The organism is Caballeronia sp. LjRoot31, assembly GCF_964253885.1.
Lineage (GTDB): Bacteria > Pseudomonadota > Gammaproteobacteria > Burkholderiales > Burkholderiaceae > Caballeronia.
Genome location: NZ_CAXURX020000002.1, coordinates 781,562 through 797,518 on the forward strand (window position 1 = coordinate 781,562; position 15,957 = coordinate 797,518).

Sequence of the window (15,957 nt, forward strand, 5' to 3'; positions counted from 1 at the left end):
GAACCTTAGCTTACGCAAAGAAATTTTTTGCTTGTAGAGAGAATTAAATTCGCCTTAAATCAAATTTTTCTCAGCATCTTTCGTTTTTCCACGTTCATAAGACTTGCCCATGCGCCATCGACTGCCCCCACTCAATCCCCTGCGTGCGTTCGAAGCCACCGCGCGCCATGGGACGGTTGCAAGCGCGGCCGAGGAACTCAACGTCACGGCAAGCGCGGTCAGCCATCAGGTGCGTGTGCTGGAGAGCACCCTTGGCGTGGCGTTGTTTATTCGCTCGAAGGCACGGGTGAAACTGACGCCTGCCGGCGAAGCGCTGCTGCAGCCGGTCAAGAACGCGTTCGACATGATCGCGACAGCAGTCGTCAGGCTGGATTCGCCCGTCATTGCGGGAGACCTGGTGGTATCGGCGCCGATGTTGTTCACTTCGCGGTGGCTCGCACGGCACATTGGCGACTTCCTCGGGCAATTCCCCGCAGTCAACTTAAAACTGATCCCGTCCAACGACGACAAGGAAATCTATTCATCCGACGTCGATCTCTGTGTTCGATACGGCGAGGGCCGCTGGCGTGATCGCGATGTCAAGCTGATCATGCATCCGGTGTTGTTCCCCGTCGTGAGTCCAGCGCTCATGAACGGGCCACGTGCCCTTCGCACCGTGCAGGACCTGGCCAACCGGACCTTGTTCTGCGAGCACGCCGGGTCGTGGATGCGATGGCTGGCAGAGGCGTCGGCGGACAAGCTTGAAGGTTTGCGCATTCTAGAAATTGGCATTGCGCATGTGGGTATCGAAGCCGCGGTGCGGGGACAAGGCGTAGCATTGGGCGATAGCTTTTCCGTGCGCGACGATCTCGCCGATGGCACGCTCGTTCGTCCCTTTCGTATCACCGTGCCGGGCAAGCATGCGTATTACTGGGTGCGTCGGCACGAGTTGAAGGAGGCGCCGCTGGTGGCGGCGTTTGTGTCATGGGTGGACTCGAAATTAGCGTGAAGCGTTCTATTTTTATCGGGTATGAAAAGCAGCCCGATTGCGCGAAAACGTTTGCCGCTGGAAAATCTGCGACAGCTTCCGCTTCCTGACATTTCTGCCATTTTGGCGCCATGTAGGCGTTGGTACCCTCCCGTTAAGATCGGGGCGTGAGTTGCCTATCAGCTATTAGTTGTCTGAAAGGCTGCACGGCTTCGGGCCGCAATCAATCCGGCTCGCTGTGTGCAAACAAACCTATGCTGAACGGCGTCGTTGCATTCCAGCGGTTCATTTTTCTTTCCTGCTTTTTTCGAGCGCGTCTCAATGTGGATTGTCAACGTTGCGCTGAAGCGGCCCTACACGTTTATCGTGATGGCCATCCTGATCCTGTTGGCGACGCCGTTTGCGCTCCTGACAACCCCGGTCGACGTCCTGCCGGAAATCAACATTCCTGTCGTCAGCATTATCTGGACGTACACGGGCCTGTCAGCCGAGGACGTGGCCGACCGAATAACGCAGGTCAATGAGCGCAGCCTGACCACCACTGTCAACGACATCGAACACATCGAGTCGCAGTCGCTGCCGGGCATCGCCATCCTGAAGGTGTTCCTGCAACCTACCGCGAACATCCAGACCGCCATTGCTCAAACGGTGGCCGTGGAACAGGCGCAGTTGAAGCAGATGCCGCCGGGCGCCACGCCGCCGCTCGTGATCAGTTATTCGGCCTCCAGTATCCCGGTGATCCAGTTGGGCTTGTCCAGCCCCACGCTCTCCGAGCAGGACCTGAACGACACCGCCCTGAACTTCCTGCGGCCGCAACTGGTGACCATTCCCGGTGCGGCCGTGCCGTATCCGTATGGCGGTAAAAGCCGCCTGGTGTCGGTCGACCTGGATACCCGCGCGCTGCTGGCGAAAGGCCTGACGCCGTCGGACGTGGTGAACGCCTTCAATACGCAGAACCTGATCTTGCCCACCGGCACGGCCAAGATCGGGATGAAGGAGTACACGATCAACATGAATGGTTCGCCGGCCACTATCGCCGCGCTGAACGACATTCCGGTACGCACGCTCAATGGTGCAACCACTTACCTGAGAGAGGTCGCCCATGTGCGTGACGGCTTCTCTCCGCAAACGAATATCGTGCGCCAGGACGGACACCGCGGTGTGCTGATCTCGGTGCTCAAGAACGGTAGTGCGTCGACGCTGTCCATTGTCAATTCCCTCTATGCGCTGTTACCGGACGCCCGGGCTTCGCTGCCGCAGGATCTGAAAATCACGCCGCTTTTCGATCAATCGGTGTTCGTCAAGGCGGCCGTGCAGGGCGTGATTCGCGAAGCGCTGATCGCCGCCGCACTGACCGCCGCGATGATCCTGCTGTTCCTCGGCAACTGGCGCAGCACCTGCATCATCGCGGTCTCCATTCCGCTGTCGATCCTCTCGTCCTTGCTGGTGCTGCACGCGCTCGGCCAGACCATCAACATCATGACGCTGGGCGGGCTCGCACTCGCAGTGGGTATCCTGGTTGACGATGCAACGGTGACCATCGAGAACATCGAGCGGCACTTGCACATGGGCACGGACCTGCACGAGGCAATCCTGGAAGGGGCGGGCGAAATCGCGGTTCCCGCACTGGTTTCCACGCTGTGTATTTGTATCGTTTTCGTGCCGATGTTCTTCCTGACGGGCGTGGCGAAATTCCTGTTCGTGCCGCTCGCCGAAGCCGTGGTGTTCGCGATGCTCGCGTCGTACATCTTGTCGCGTACGCTCGTGCCAACACTCGCGATGCTGCTGATGGGCCACGCGCACAAGCCGAAGAGCGGATCGAAGCCGAATGTGTTCATGCGGCTGTATCACCGTTTCGACGCCGGGTTCGAGCGCATGCGCGCCACTTACATCGTGATCCTGAGTACGTTGCTTGTGCGGCGCCGGGTGTTCGCTGCGGCGTTCCTGGGCTTTTGCGTGCTGTCGGTAGGATTGGTATTCGCGCTGGGAGAGGACTTCTTCCCCACCGTCGACTCCGGCGACATTCGCCTGCATATGCGTGCGCCGACCGGCACGCGGATCGAGGAAACCGCGCGGCTCGCGGACGATGTGGAAAGAGTGGTGCGGGAGATCGTGCCGGCCGATCAGCTCGTCACGGTCCTCGATAACCTCGGCTTGCCGTATAGCGGCATCAACTTGTCATACAGCAACGCGGGCACGATCGGCACCCTCGACGGTGAGATTCAGGTTGCGCTGACGGCGGATCACGACCCCACGCAGAAATTCGTGGACAAGTTGCGCGCCGAGCTGCCGAAGCGTTTTCCGGGCGTCGAATTTTTCTTCCAGCCCGCGGACATCGTTACGCAGATTCTTAACTTTGGTTTGCCGGCCGCGGTCGACGTACAGATTTCCGGTGCGGATCAGCAAGGTAACTTCCAGGTCGCGGCGAAGCTGATGAAGGCGATCCGCCAGATCCCGGGCACGGTCGACACCCACATCCAGCAGAAGCTGGACGAACCCGCGCTCAACCTGCAAATGGATCGTACCCGGCTTCAGCAGCTCAACCTGACGGCGAACAACGTCGCGCAGAACGTGCTGGTCTCGCTGTCGGGCAGCTCGCAAACCGCCCCGGGTTTCTGGTTCAATAACAAGAATGGCGTGGAGTATTCGGTCGCGGTGCAGACGCCTCAGTATCAGGTTTCATCAATCGACGAACTCTTGCGCACGCCCGTTTCCGGCAGCGCCACGGGACCCACGCAACTGCTCGGCAACCTCGTGCAGGTCACGCCGCAAAACCAGTTCGCGGTGGTGTCGCGCTATAACATCCGCCCGGTCATCGACGTGTTCGTGAGCGTGGAAGGACGCGACCTCGGCAGTATCGCGAGGCAGGTCGACAAGCTCGTGAATCAGGCCCGTGCCACCTTGCCGCGCGGCAGCCAGATCGTCGTGCGCGGCCAGGTCGCGACCATGCGCTCGTCGTTCTTTGGCCTGGGTATCGGCGTGGCGATGGCGATCGTGCTGGTGTACCTGCTGATCGTGGTGAATTTCCAGTCGTGGATCGACCCGCTGATCATTGTCAGCGCGTTGCCGGCGGCGCTGGCCGGCATCGTCTGGATGCTGTTCCTTACCGGCACGCACCTGAGCGTTCCGGCGCTCACCGGCGCCATCATGACAATGGGCGTCGCGACCGCGAACAGTATTTTGATGGTGTCCTTCGCGCGCCAGCGGCTGCAGGCCGGCGCACCGCCGCTGACCGCTGCGCTGGAAGCCGGCGCGAGCCGTATCCGGCCGGTGCTGATGACGGCCTTCGCCATGATCATCGGTATGATTCCGATGGCGCTCGGTCTCGGCGAAGGCGCCGAACAAAACGCGCCACTCGGCCGCGCGGTGATCGGCGGATTGCTCTTCGCTACTGTTTCCACACTCTTTTTCGTGCCGCTCGTGTTTGCGGGTATTCACAGCCGGCTGGCCCGGCGGCATGATCGTTCGGCGGGTGACCAGGACGATCATGGCGGCGGTTCAGGCGGCAACCCAGGCCACGGCGGCCCTGACCATGGCGCCGGCGAGCATGCTCCAAGTTAAATATGGCTGACTGATATGACAGAAAAAACTCATGCTTCGCTAGCGATTCCCGCCAGGGAGACCGAGGACGGGCACGCGTTGCCGCCTCGAGGCCGTGAATGGAAACGGGCGAAGATTGCCATCATCGTGGTGCTGGTCCTGCTCGTGCTGGGCGCCGGCCGCACGGTGGTGTCGGACGTGATGCAAAGCCGCTCGGTGGCCGCGACCTCGCAGCAAAACGCAAAGGTCTACGTGAACGTCGTCTTGCCCAAGCAGGCGGCGGGCGGCGGCAACACCTTGCTGCCGGGCACGTTACGCGGCTACGTGGAGTCGCCTATCTACGCACGCGCCACGGGTTATCTGCTGCACTGGTATGCGGATATTGGCACGCGGGTGAAGCAAGGCCAGTTGCTCGCCGATCTCGATACGCCTGAGATTGACCAGGAACTGAAGCAGGCCGTTGCGCAACGCGACCAGAGCTCGTCCAGTCTCGTGCTCGCTAAAAGTTCGTTCGAGCGCTGGCAGCAACTGCGCCAGCGCGATGCGGTCTCTCAACAGGAACTCGACGAGCGTCAGAGCACATATGACCAGGACGTCGCGAATCTCGCGGCCGCCAATGCGAACGTGCAGCGCCTGATGCAGCTCGAATCGTTCAAGCGCATCGTGGCTCCGTTCACAGGCGTGGTGACGCAGCGCAATGTGGACGTGGGTGACCTGATCGATGCGGGCAGCGGCGCCCCCCGCGCACTCTTCGCGATGGCGCAGTCGGACCCGCTGCGGGTCTATGTGCAGCTTCCGCAGGCTTATGCTCAAAACGTGACGCAAGGGCAGGATGTCATCGTCACGCAGGCGGAGTTGCCGGGCCAGCAGTTCCACGGATCAATTGCCCATATCTCCGGCGCAATCGATGTCCCCACCCGTTCGCTGCAGATCGAAGTGCGCCTGCCTAATCCCGATAACAAGCTGCGCCCGGGTGCGTACGTCCAGGTGGCGCTGCCGGCTACGGTGCGGGCGCCCTTGCTGGTGCCGGGCAATGCGCTGCTGTTCCGCTCCGAAGGGCCGCGGGTTGCGGTGGTCGACCAGAACGGCAATGTCGATCTGCACAAGATCGTGATTGCGCAGGACCTGGGGCAGTCGCTGGAAATTGAAAGCGGCATTGAAGCGACCGACAAGATCATCATCAATCCGAGCGATTCCATTGCGGACGGCGATCATGTCCTGATCGCCCCGCAGCAGCCCGCCAAGAAGAAGGGGACGTCGTGAAGCGCGCGCGCCAGTGGCCGGCTCAGTGGCCGATTCTGCCGGCACGGCTCAAGGCCCTCAAGATCCTGACCCTGATGACCAGCACGACCGTGATGGCATCCGGAGCGGTTCTGCTGTCCGCCTGCACGGTCGGGCCGGACTACAAACAGCCTCACGCCGACACCCCGCCTGCGTGGCACACCGACTCGTACTGGCGTCTCGCCGAGCCGTCGCACGCGCCGCTGGTGCCGGAATGGTGGGCCAGTTTCGGCGATGAATCGCTGAATGGATTCGAGCAGCAAGCGCTCGCGCAGAACCAGACACTCGCCGCCGCGAGCGCGCATTACGCGCAGGCGCGTGCGACTCTCGCGAACAACAAGGCGCAGCTGGTGCCTGAGGTGGACCTTGGCGCCACCGGGTCGCGTGCCCGGATATCGCAGAACCGGCCGCTGACGAACTACGCCACGCCGACCCAGTCGACGGTGCAGAACAACATCAGTGTCGGTCCGACCATTGACTACGACACCGACCTGTTTGGCCGGATTCGCCGCGAAGTCGAGGGCGCGCGGGCGTCCGCCGAACAATCGCGCGACGATCTCGCCAACGCGCGGCTCGTGCTGACCACGGACCTGGCCAGCGATTATTTTTCGATGCGCGAACTCGATGCCGAGATCGACGTGCTGAACCGCTCCGTCATCCTGCAGCAGAAGGCGCTGGATTACGTGACCACCGAGCATGACCTGGGTTCGGTGTCGGGGCTTGACGTGTTGCAGCAGAAATCCGAACTCGACTCCACGCGCGTCCAGGCTCGCCTGCTGCTCAACCAGCGCGCCCAGTTCGAGCATGCAATCGCTGCGCTGATTGGCATTCCCGCACCGCAATTCGCGATTGCGCCGAAGGTGATCAATACGTCCGTCCCCGCGATACCGCTCGGACTGCCAAGTGATTTGCTGCAGCGGCGTCCCGACATTGCGTCGGCGGAACGCGCGATGGCCGCGGCGAATGCGCAGATCGGCGTGGCGAAAGCCGCGTTTTTCCCGAGCCTTTCGCTGATGCCGGGTATCGGCTGGGAAAGCACGCAGTTCGCCAGCCTGCTGAGCGCACCGACGCTGATGTGGACGCTTGGCGCCACACTCGGACAAGTTGTCTTCGATGGCGGTCGACGCGCCGCCAATGTTGATTTTGCGAGCGCCGGTTATCAGGCGGCGGAGGCGAACTATCGCCAGACGGTGCTCAATGCGTTCCAGCAGGTGCAGGACGGCGTGACCGGGTTGTCGGTACTCGATGCGGCATCGAAGGAGTCGCAGGAGGCCGTCACTGACGCGCAGCGTTTGCTTTCGCTCGCCAACGATCGTTATTCGGGCGGCCTGGTCGCCTTCCTCGATGTGATCACCGCGCAGCAGTCACTGCTCACAAGTGAGCGTCAGGATGTGCAGATTCATGGCCAGCAATGGACGACGTCGGTGTCGCTGGTGAAGGCGCTGGGGGGCGGCTGGGACGTCAACGCGGCAGCTCCGGAGAAAACGGCGGCAGCCAGCCCGCCAAACTGACGAATGCGGATTAATGCGCGAGTGACGTGAACGCGCCCGGGCGCTGCCGGCCCGGGTCGTGCAGACCCGGGTTTCGCCACTTGTCGCAGGGGGAGACACAACGGTTTCCTATAATGGGAATACGTACATAAGAAGGCGCGCATGAAACTGCTCATCGTGGAAGACGAACACAAGGTGGTTGACTATCTGCGCTCAGGCTTGACAGAGCAGGGATGGATAGTCGACGTGGCCCTTGACGGCGAGGAAGGTACGCATCTCGCGATCGAATTCGACTACGACGTGATCGTGCTCGACGTGATGCTGCCCAAACGCGATGGCTTCAGCGTGCTGAAGGCGCTGCGCGCGCATAAGGCGACCCCCGTCATCATGCTGACCGCGCGCGACCAGATCAACGACCGCGTGCGGGGCCTGCGCGAAGGCGCCGACGATTACCTGACCAAGCCGTTCTCCTTTCTGGAGCTGGTTGAGCGGCTGCACGCACTGGCGCGGCGCACCCGCGTGCAGGAGTCGACGCTGATCTCGCTGGGCGACCTGTATGTCGATCTGATCGGCCGGCGCGCCACGCGCGATGGCATACGGCTGGACCTGACCGCCAAGGAATTTCAGTTACTGAGCGTGCTGGCGCGCCGGCAAGGCGATATTCTGTCGAAGACAGCGATCACCGAACTGGTCTGGGACGTGAATTTCGACAGCCATACCAATGTGGTGGAAACCGCGATCAAGCGCCTGCGGGCCAAGCTGGACGGCCCATTCCCAACCAAGCTGCTGCACACGGTGCGCGGCATGGGCTATGTGCTGGAGGTCCGCGAAGAAGCGGGAACATCATGAATCGATCTATCGCCCGGCGTCTGGCCTTCATGTTCGCGGCCGTCGCGCTGTTTGTCTTCACGCTGGTCGGAACCGGGCTGTTCCTGGTGTTGCGCACGCAACTCGAAGTGCATCTGCGCGAGTCGCTCGATGACCGCACGCAGATCGCGCGGATCATCGTTTATCACGCCGTCACGCCTGAAAAATGGAAAATGGCGCGTGAAAAGCTCACCGACATGACGCCGCGCGACGGCGTCACGCTGTATTCGGTGCGGAGCGCAGATTCGTCGTACCAGTTCGGCCAGCCGGTCACCGGACAGGTCATGAAAACCTGGGCGGGTGGTTATGCACGGGTGCGAACCGGCTCCGGCAGCGAAAACGACATGCTGACCAGCACGGTCGAACTCCCCGCTTATGCCCAGCGGCCGGCCGTGATGCTGCAGGTCGCGGCCGGTTATTCGGCGAACGCGCGGACCATGCGCGCATTCGGCTTTGCGCTCGCCGCGTTGTCCGCCCTGGGCAGTCTCGGGGTGCTGCTGCTGAGCTATTCGGTTACCCGGATCGGGCTTGCGCCGCTCACCCGGCTGACCCGGGACGCGTCGGCGGTGAGCCCGAACAATCGCTCGCAGCGGCTGAATACGCGCTCGCTGCCGCTGGAACTCAACGATCTCGCCAATTCATTCAACGGGGCGCTTGAGCGTCTTGACGGCGCTTACGGGCGGCTCGAATCGTTCAATGCCGATGTCGCGCACGAGTTGCGCACGCCCGTCACCATCCTGATCGGGCAGACCGAAGTGGCGCTGACCCGTAACCGTTCCGTCGACGACCTGCGTCACACGCTGCAGTCGAATCTGGAAGAGTTCGAGCGCATGCGGGCGATCATCAACGACATGCTGTTCCTCGCGCGAGCCGATCAGGGCGAACGCGCGACGGGGCTGGTCGATACATCGCTTGCCGCTGAAGTTGCCCATACGCTGGAGTTTTTGGAGATTCCGCTGGAGGAAGCGCAGGTGCGGGCGGTCTACACGGGTGATGCGCTCGTGCGCGTGAACAAGTCGCTATTCGGCCGCGCGTGCATCAATCTCCTGATGAACGCGATCCAGCATTGCGCACAAGGATCGACCATCAAGGTTTCGATCACGCGTGAAGGCGACCAGGTCCGCGTGGCCGTCGCCAATCCGGGGGAGCCTATTGAGCCCGCCGTGCTCGATCATTTGTTCGACCGGTTTTATCGCGCCGAGGTCTCGCGAACGAACAGCCGCGAGAACCACGGGCTGGGCCTGGCGATCGTCAAGGCAACGGCGGAAATGCATGGCGGCAAGGTTTCTGTTACCAGCGCCGGGGGCATTAATACCTTTGCGTTCTCGGTCGCCGCGTCGCGCAGCGAGCAGGAGAGTGCGCCTGGAACGCTGGTAGCCAATGCGCCCGCCGATGCGTCGTCCGGTGTCCCGATGCAGCCCGCCTCGGCAAGTCACTGAGACTGGGGCAGGTATCAAAAGCTTGCCCGGCGCCCAGCGCGCCGGGGAGCGGCCCTTTCGGGCAATCATCCCTTCATTCGTTTTTCTGCCTGACCAGACGCGGTGTCTCCTCGCGTATTCAAAAGATAGGTTGTCGTACAACAAGGTCGATGATATTTACCGCCCCTATCCGCTACCACGCTGCTTTCAAATCGATCTGATCCCGCTGCGGTTCAAATCGTGGGAATGATTATCTGTAAGGGTTAGGGCGCTATCCGTTCGACCGTTGCCGGGAGGCCGAAGGCATCGTGATTAGGGGTTTACGGTGATAGAAAGCGCGCCCCGTCACAGTTATGTTCTCATACGACAACATACATCGATAAATGCGCCGCGACGCTGACCTTTGGCTGCGGTCCATTTGTGTCGCGTGGCGGCATCGGCTTTGATCGATCCGCAATAAAATCCATACAAAGAGCGAGGAGACGAAATGACTATGTCCGGCCGTTTGTCGGCGAAGCTGGGGGTGCTGCGCATGGCGTTGAGCGCCGTGGCCGCGGTCACCACAGTCACCGCGGTGTCAATTGTCACCGCACCTGCCGCGCACGCGGCGGACCCGGTGTCGATCAACATCGTGGACGTGGCGGGCAATCTGCAACTGACGCAGAAGGCGTTCGAGGCCTTCAAGGCGAAGTACCCGCAACTCGTCTCCAACATCACGTTCACCAATGCACCCGCGCCGCAGTTGCCCGGCAAGATCAAGGCGATGCAGGCAGCCGGCCGCTCGGACATCGACCTCGTGCTGACCGGCACGGACGCGCTTGCCGCGGGTATCGAACAAAAGCTCTGGATGAAACTGCTGCCGGATCAGGCCACGGCGTTCCCCGGCGTACTCGATAAATACGCGCCCGGTCCGCGCAAGATGCAGGACCTCGCGCAAGGCTACGGGATTGAAGTGACGTACATGCCTGCGGGTCCGCTGATCGAATACAACCCCGCCAAGGTGACCGATCCGCCGAAAACGCCTGCCCAATTGCTCGCATGGTGCAAGGCGCATCCGGACAAGCTGATCTATGCACGCCCGGCCAATTCCGGTCCCGGCCGTACCTTCCTGATGGGCTTGCCGTATGTGCTCGGCGACAAGAACCCGCAAGACCCGATCAACGGCTGGGACAAGACCTGGGCCTTTCTCAAGCAACTGAACGATTGCATTCCTTACTACCCGGGCGGTACGTCGGCGGTAATGAAGGAACTCGGCGAAGGCTCGCGCGACATGACGGTGACGGTAACCGGCTGGGACATCAACCCGCGCGCGCTTGGCCTCGTGCCGGCTGAATACAAGGTCCAGGCCTTCGACAACATGACATGGGTCGACGACGCCCATTACATGGTGATCCCGAACGGCGTGCCGAAGGAAAAGCTCGACGTGCTCTACAAGATGATGAACTTCATGCTTGAACCCGCACAGCAGGCAATGACCTTCGACGACGGTTATTTCTATCCGGGTCCGGCAGTGAAGGGCGTGACGATCGATCAAGCCCCGGCGAAGAGCCAGGACGTGATCAAGAAGTACGGCCGGCCGGAATACGCGAAGCTGCTCGCCGATCGTCCGCATGTGGTGCCGCTGAGCGCCACCGCGATGGTCGCCGCGTTCCAGAAGTGGGACCGCGAGATCGGGTCGCAGAAGTCGAAGTAACGGAGTAGTTTTTACGGCCGTGCGGCGGCTTGATGATTGCTTTAGGCGATTAAGTCAAGTTCGTCGCACGGTGTCGTTCTTAGCCTCAGGAACCTGCCATGAAGCATCAGTTTGATGAGTTGCGTCTTGATTCGGTCAGCCGCAGTTTCATGAACGCCGAAGGTCAGGCGGTCGCGGCGCTCCGTGGTCTTGCCTTGAACATCCAGCGCGGTGAATTCATCGCGTTGCTCGGGCCGTCGGGATGCGGCAAGTCCACCGCGCTCAATTGCATCGCCGGCTTGCAACCGCTGACCGGCGGACGGATCTGGCTCGATGACCAGCGTATCGACGTCCTGCCGCCGGAAAAACGCGGCTTCGGCATGGTGTTCCAGAACTACGCGCTGTTCCCGCATATGTCCGTGCTCGATAACGTCGGTTTCGGCCTCAAGATGCGCGGCGTCGCGAAGAGCGAAGCCGCCCGTCGCGCGTATGAAGCGCTGCAGATGGTGCAGCTTGTCGGCCAGGAGAAGAAGTTGCCGGGGCAGTTGTCCGGCGGCCAGCAGCAGCGTGTTGCCATCGCTCGCGCGATCGTGATCGAACCGGCGCTCGTGCTGATGGACGAACCGCTGTCGAATCTCGATACCAAGTTGCGCATTGAAATGCGTGCGGAGATCCGGCGCATTCACAGCCAGCTCGGCCGCGCAACGATCTACGTGACGCACGATCAGGACGAAGCGCTATCGATGGCCGACCGCATTGTCGTGATGCGGGAAGGCACTGTGCAGCAGGTCGCGTCGCCAAAGGAAATCTACGAACGGCCCGGCAACCTGCATGTCGCGCGCTTCATGGGGTATCGGAACGTGGCGCAATTTACGCTCGAAGGCATGCAGGGTGAAGGCGTGGCCGTAAGCTCGGACGGCGTGCGGCTGATCGGCATGCCGATGGCCGGTTTCGACAGCAAGCGCGTGAGTGTCGCGATGCGTCCCGAAGACCTGCAGCGCGCCGCGCCCGGTGCCGAGAATGCGTTCAATGCAGAGGTGCTGACGGTGGAATACGGCGGCCACGATTCGCTGATTCGCGTGAAGGCCGCGTTCGGCAGTCTGTGGGCGCGCGTGACGGGTGACGTGGCGGTAGGTGAACCCATTTGCCTGCGCGTTCCACCAGCACGCACACTGGTGTACGACGGGGAAACGCCATGAGCTCGCCAACCGTTCCGCTCCCTTCAGCAGTCCCACGCGACGCGAAGGCGTGGCTGGTTTCTCCCGCGCTGATCTTCATCCTCGCGCTGTTCGTTTATCCGTTCGTGTACGGCCTCGTGCTGTCGTTCCAGCCGATGAACGGCGGCTCCGCGTTCGCCAACTACATCGCCTTTTTCACCGATACCGCGATGTGGCCCACCATCATCGTGACCTTGAAGCTCGCGGTACCGGCGACGATCATCAACGTGGGTCTTTCGGTTCCAGTCGCCTTCGCTTTGCGCCGGAATTCGCCGTATCAGAAGTTCGTGACCACCTTGCTGGTGATTCCGGTGACATTGGGCACGGTGCTGATCGCCGACGGCATGCTGACCTACTTCGGTCCGAACGGCTGGTTCTCGCAGGCGGTGCATGGACTGCATTTATATAGCGATGAAGTGCGTCTCACGCATAACTATTGGGGCGTGTTGATATCGCTGATCGTGTCGGGCTTTCCGTTTGCCTTTCTGCTGACGCTCTCATATGTGACCGGCATCGACCCGACGCTTGCGCGCGCTGCGGCAACCCTGGGGGCAAGTCCCTGGGAGCAGTTTCGACAGATCTACCTGCCGCTGCTGATGCCCGGGCTGACCATGGCTGCGTGTTTGTCGTTCGTGCAGGCGTTCTCGGTGTTTCCATCGGCAGTGCTGCTCGGTGCTCCGGCCGGACCCACGCGGGTGATCTCGATCGCCGCCGCCGAAGCCGCATTCGAAAGCTACGATTATTCCCTCGCTTCCGCGATAGCGATGGTGATGGGCTTTGTGCAGTTGCTGGTGGTGGCAGGCATGCTGAGCGCGCGCCGCTTCTTCTACACGGGACCGGTGACCGGAGGTAAAGGCTGATGGCAACCGATAATCATGCACCTGCCTGGACCGCTTCCACTCATGCCTCGGCGCCTCGCGACAGCCGCAACGACGGTGCACAACCGGCCAAGCCGATGAAACCGCGCTTAAGCCTTGGGGACCGGCTCTGGAAGATGTTCGTCTGGGGCGCGATGGCGTTCTTCCTGTTCAACGTCCTGTTGCTGATTGCAACCGTTGCCGTCAACTCCGTCGCGACGCGCTGGTTCGGCACGTTGTTGCCGCCGGGATTCACGCTGCACTGGTACGCGCAGGCATGGAGCGACTTCCAGCTTGCGAGCGTATTGTGGGTGACGATCGAGGTGGTTGGCGCAGTGGTGATCCTGTCGATCGCACTGGGCGTGCCGGCCGCCTATGCGCTCGCCCGTGTGCAATTTCGAGGCAAGCGTTTCGCGATGCTGGTGTTCCTGCTGCCGCTGATGGTTCCGCCCGTCACCTACGGCATTCCGATGGCAACCGTCATGTACAAGGTCGGTCTTGCCGGAACATTGAGCGGCGTGATCCTGGCGAACATGGTGCCCGCGCTGCCGTTCGTCATTCTCGTGATGACGCCGTTCATCGAACAGATCGATCCGAATCTCGAAGCAGCCGCACGTATCTTTGGTGCGAACACGGCGAAGTATTTCCGCTATGTACTGCTGCCGTTACTGATGCCGGGCATGTTGGCTGCGGGCTTGCTGGTGCTCGTTCGCACTATCGGCATGTTCGAACTGACGTTCTTTACCGCCGGGCCGACCACGCAGACGCTGGTGGTCGCGCTGTACTACGCGGTCTTTTCGACGGGTGTGCGTGCGCCTCAATCCATCGATGCAATGGCGATGATCTACATGGCGATCACCCTGGTATGGGTACTGATCGCGCTGCAGTTCGTGAGCCCGACGCAACTCGTTTCACGCGTCAAGGAACAGCGGCAGTGATGGGCGAGTAGTCGCGAGTAGTCACCTTAAGGTTCGATTGAAATGGAACAGTCTCCTCTCTACATTCGGGTTCATCGTCAGGACAATGTGGCGATCGTCGTCAACGACGGCGGCCTGCCTGAAGGCGCCATGTTCGCCGATGGTCTCGTGTTGCGCGAGCGTGTACCGCAAGGCCATAAAGTGGCGCTCGCCGATCTGGCCGAGAACGAAGCCGTGGTGCGCTATAACGTGGTGATCGGCTACGCATTGAAGGACTTGCCCAAAGGAAGCTGGATCAACGAACACGTGATCCGGATGCCGGAGCCGCCGGGTCTGGAGGACCTTCCGATCGCCACGCGCGCGGCGCCCGAGATGCCGGCGCTGGAAGGGTTCACGTTCGAGGGGTATCGAAACACCGACGGGTCGGTGGGGTCGCGCAACATCCTCGCGATCACCACGACCGTGCAATGTGTGTCGGGCGTGGTCGAGCATGCGGTCGCGCGGATCAAGGCTGAGTTGCTGCCGCGATATCCGAACGTCGATGATGTTGTCGGGCTCGAACATACCTACGGTTGCGGTGTTGCTATCGATGCCCCCGATGCCATGGTTCCTATTCGCACCGTGCGCAACATCAGCCTGAATCCGAACTTTGGCGGCGAAGTGATGATCGTGAGCCTCGGGTGCGAAAAGCTGCAGCCCGAGCGCTTGATGCCCGTCGGCACAATTCCTATTGCGACGGCAGGGGACGATTCGAATGGCGATGTTGTCGTGCTGCAGGACAACGCGCACGTTGGTTTCCAGTCGATGATCGACTCCATCATGCGTACTGCTACGCGTCATCTCGAACGGCTGAACCAGCGGCGGCGCGAAACGTGTCCTGCCTCTGACCTCGTGATCGGCGTGCAGTGCGGCGGCAGCGATGCGTTCTCCGGACTCACGGCGAATCCCGCGGTAGGCTTCGCCACCGATCTGCTGGTGCGTGCGGGCGCAACGGTGATGTTTTCTGAAGTGACCGAAGTCCGCGATGGCGTTGACCAATTGACGAGCCGTGCCGCCAACGCCGAGGTTGCGCAGGCGATCATCCGCGAGATGCAGTGGTACGACACATATCTGAAGCGCGGCGGTGCGGACCGCAGCGCGAACACGACGCCCGGAAACAAGAAAGGCGGGTTGTCGAATATTGTCGAGAAGGCGATGGGTTCGATCATCAAGTCCGGCAACTCGGCTATCTCGGGTGTGCTATCGCCCGGCGAGAAGGTGAAGCAGAAGGGCCTGATCTTTGCGGCAACGCCCGCGAGCGATTTCATCTGCGGTACGCTGCAGGTCGCCGCCGGTATCAATCTGCATGTGTTCACCACGGGGCGAGGCACGCCGTATAGCCTGGCGGAGGTACCTGTCATCAAGGTCGCGACACGCTCCGATCTGGCACGCCGCTGGCATGACTTGATGGATGTCGATGCGGGTCGCATTGCAACCGGCGACGCGACGATTGAAGACGTAGGTTGGGAGCTGTTCCGCTTGATGCTGGACGTGGCGAGCGGACGCAAGGAGACATGTGCCGAGCATTTGAAACTGCATAACGCGCTTACTTTGTTTAATCCGGCGCCGGTGACGTGATCGGCTGGTTGTTGAAGATACTTGTGCAGTCGATTACATGACTGCTGTCCAGCCGATGAATATATCGGCTGGCAGCGGTGGTCTCTTTCCCCCTTGCTTTACCCATTCTTCGTT

General features: G+C 61.4%; 11 protein-coding genes. All 11 read left to right on the forward strand.

Going from position 1 to position 15,957, the window contains the following annotated elements:
* Positions 1-109 precede the first annotated feature (109 nt).
* The 11 genes from ACSQ8V_RS21930 (at position 110) to garD (ending at position 15,843) form a co-directional block, all read left to right on the forward strand.
* Positions 110-988, forward strand: a complete 879-nt coding sequence (locus ACSQ8V_RS21930) for a LysR substrate-binding domain-containing protein (RefSeq protein WP_436207139.1) — start codon at positions 110-112, stop codon at positions 986-988.
* A gap of 300 nt (positions 989-1,288) precedes the next feature.
* Positions 1,289-4,528 carry an efflux RND transporter permease subunit gene (locus tag ACSQ8V_RS21935; protein ID WP_436183684.1) on the forward strand — a complete coding sequence of 1,080 codons (3,240 nt, stop codon included), beginning with the start codon at positions 1,289-1,291 and terminating at the stop codon, positions 4,526-4,528.
* A gap of 15 nt (positions 4,529-4,543) precedes the next feature.
* Positions 4,544-5,770, forward strand: coding sequence for an efflux RND transporter periplasmic adaptor subunit (locus tag ACSQ8V_RS21940; RefSeq protein ID WP_436207140.1), 1,227 nt, complete (start codon positions 4,544-4,546; stop codon positions 5,768-5,770).
* A gap of 74 nt (positions 5,771-5,844) precedes the next feature.
* Positions 5,845-7,299 (forward strand): efflux transporter outer membrane subunit, encoded by a 1,455-nt coding sequence (locus ACSQ8V_RS21945; RefSeq protein ID WP_436207985.1) that lies wholly within the window; start codon positions 5,845-5,847, stop codon positions 7,297-7,299.
* A 141-nt stretch (positions 7,300-7,440) separates the two neighbouring features.
* Positions 7,441-8,127, forward strand: coding sequence for a heavy metal response regulator transcription factor (locus ACSQ8V_RS21950; RefSeq protein WP_213762047.1), 687 nt, complete (start codon positions 7,441-7,443; stop codon positions 8,125-8,127).
* The gene (locus ACSQ8V_RS21955; RefSeq protein ID WP_213762048.1) at positions 8,124-9,584 is read left to right on the forward strand and encodes a heavy metal sensor histidine kinase; all 1,461 of its coding nucleotides are present in this window, start codon (positions 8,124-8,126) and stop codon (positions 9,582-9,584) included. The genes ACSQ8V_RS21950 and ACSQ8V_RS21955 overlap by 4 nt, the downstream gene beginning before the upstream one ends.
* 466 nt (positions 9,585-10,050) lie before the next feature.
* Positions 10,051-11,256 (forward strand): extracellular solute-binding protein, encoded by a 1,206-nt coding sequence (locus ACSQ8V_RS21960; RefSeq protein ID WP_436207141.1) that lies wholly within the window; start codon positions 10,051-10,053, stop codon positions 11,254-11,256.
* 98 nt (positions 11,257-11,354) lie between these two features.
* Positions 11,355-12,434 (forward strand): ABC transporter ATP-binding protein, encoded by a 1,080-nt coding sequence (locus tag ACSQ8V_RS21965; protein ID WP_436207142.1) that lies wholly within the window; start codon positions 11,355-11,357, stop codon positions 12,432-12,434.
* Positions 12,431-13,312: an ABC transporter permease gene (locus ACSQ8V_RS21970; RefSeq protein ID WP_436207143.1), complete on the forward strand. Its 882-nt coding sequence runs from the start codon at positions 12,431-12,433 to the stop codon at positions 13,310-13,312. The genes ACSQ8V_RS21965 and ACSQ8V_RS21970 overlap by 4 nt, the downstream gene beginning before the upstream one ends.
* On the forward strand, positions 13,312-14,247 hold the full coding sequence (locus ACSQ8V_RS21975; protein WP_213762052.1) for an ABC transporter permease: 936 nt from the start codon (positions 13,312-13,314) through the stop codon (positions 14,245-14,247). The genes ACSQ8V_RS21970 and ACSQ8V_RS21975 overlap by 1 nt, the downstream gene beginning before the upstream one ends.
* Before the next feature lie 42 nt (positions 14,248-14,289).
* Complete coding sequence (garD, locus tag ACSQ8V_RS21980) at positions 14,290-15,843, forward strand: galactarate dehydratase (protein ID WP_436207144.1); 1,554 nt, start codon at positions 14,290-14,292, stop codon at positions 15,841-15,843.
* Positions 15,844-15,957 lie beyond the last annotated feature (114 nt).

Excerpts from the sequence above, each read along its gene's own strand:
- ACSQ8V_RS21930 (WP_436207139.1), top strand. The coding sequence starts at position 110 with ATGCGCCATCGACTGCCCCCACTCAATCCCCTGCGTGCGTTCGAAGCC.
- ACSQ8V_RS21935 (WP_436183684.1), top strand. The coding sequence starts at position 1,289 with ATGTGGATTGTCAACGTTGCGCTGAAGCGGCCCTACACGTTTATCGTG.
- ACSQ8V_RS21940 (WP_436207140.1), top strand. The coding sequence starts at position 4,544 with ATGACAGAAAAAACTCATGCTTCGCTAGCGATTCCCGCCAGGGAGACC.
- ACSQ8V_RS21945 (WP_436207985.1), top strand. The coding sequence starts at position 5,845 with ATGACCAGCACGACCGTGATGGCATCCGGAGCGGTTCTGCTGTCCGCC.
- ACSQ8V_RS21950 (WP_213762047.1), top strand. The coding sequence starts at position 7,441 with ATGAAACTGCTCATCGTGGAAGACGAACACAAGGTGGTTGACTATCTG.
- ACSQ8V_RS21955 (WP_213762048.1), top strand. The coding sequence starts at position 8,124 with ATGAATCGATCTATCGCCCGGCGTCTGGCCTTCATGTTCGCGGCCGTC.
- ACSQ8V_RS21960 (WP_436207141.1), top strand. The coding sequence starts at position 10,051 with ATGACTATGTCCGGCCGTTTGTCGGCGAAGCTGGGGGTGCTGCGCATG.
- ACSQ8V_RS21965 (WP_436207142.1), top strand. The coding sequence starts at position 11,355 with ATGAAGCATCAGTTTGATGAGTTGCGTCTTGATTCGGTCAGCCGCAGT.
- ACSQ8V_RS21970 (WP_436207143.1), top strand. The coding sequence starts at position 12,431 with ATGAGCTCGCCAACCGTTCCGCTCCCTTCAGCAGTCCCACGCGACGCG.
- ACSQ8V_RS21975 (WP_213762052.1), top strand. The coding sequence starts at position 13,312 with ATGGCAACCGATAATCATGCACCTGCCTGGACCGCTTCCACTCATGCC.
- garD (WP_436207144.1), top strand. The coding sequence starts at position 14,290 with ATGGAACAGTCTCCTCTCTACATTCGGGTTCATCGTCAGGACAATGTG.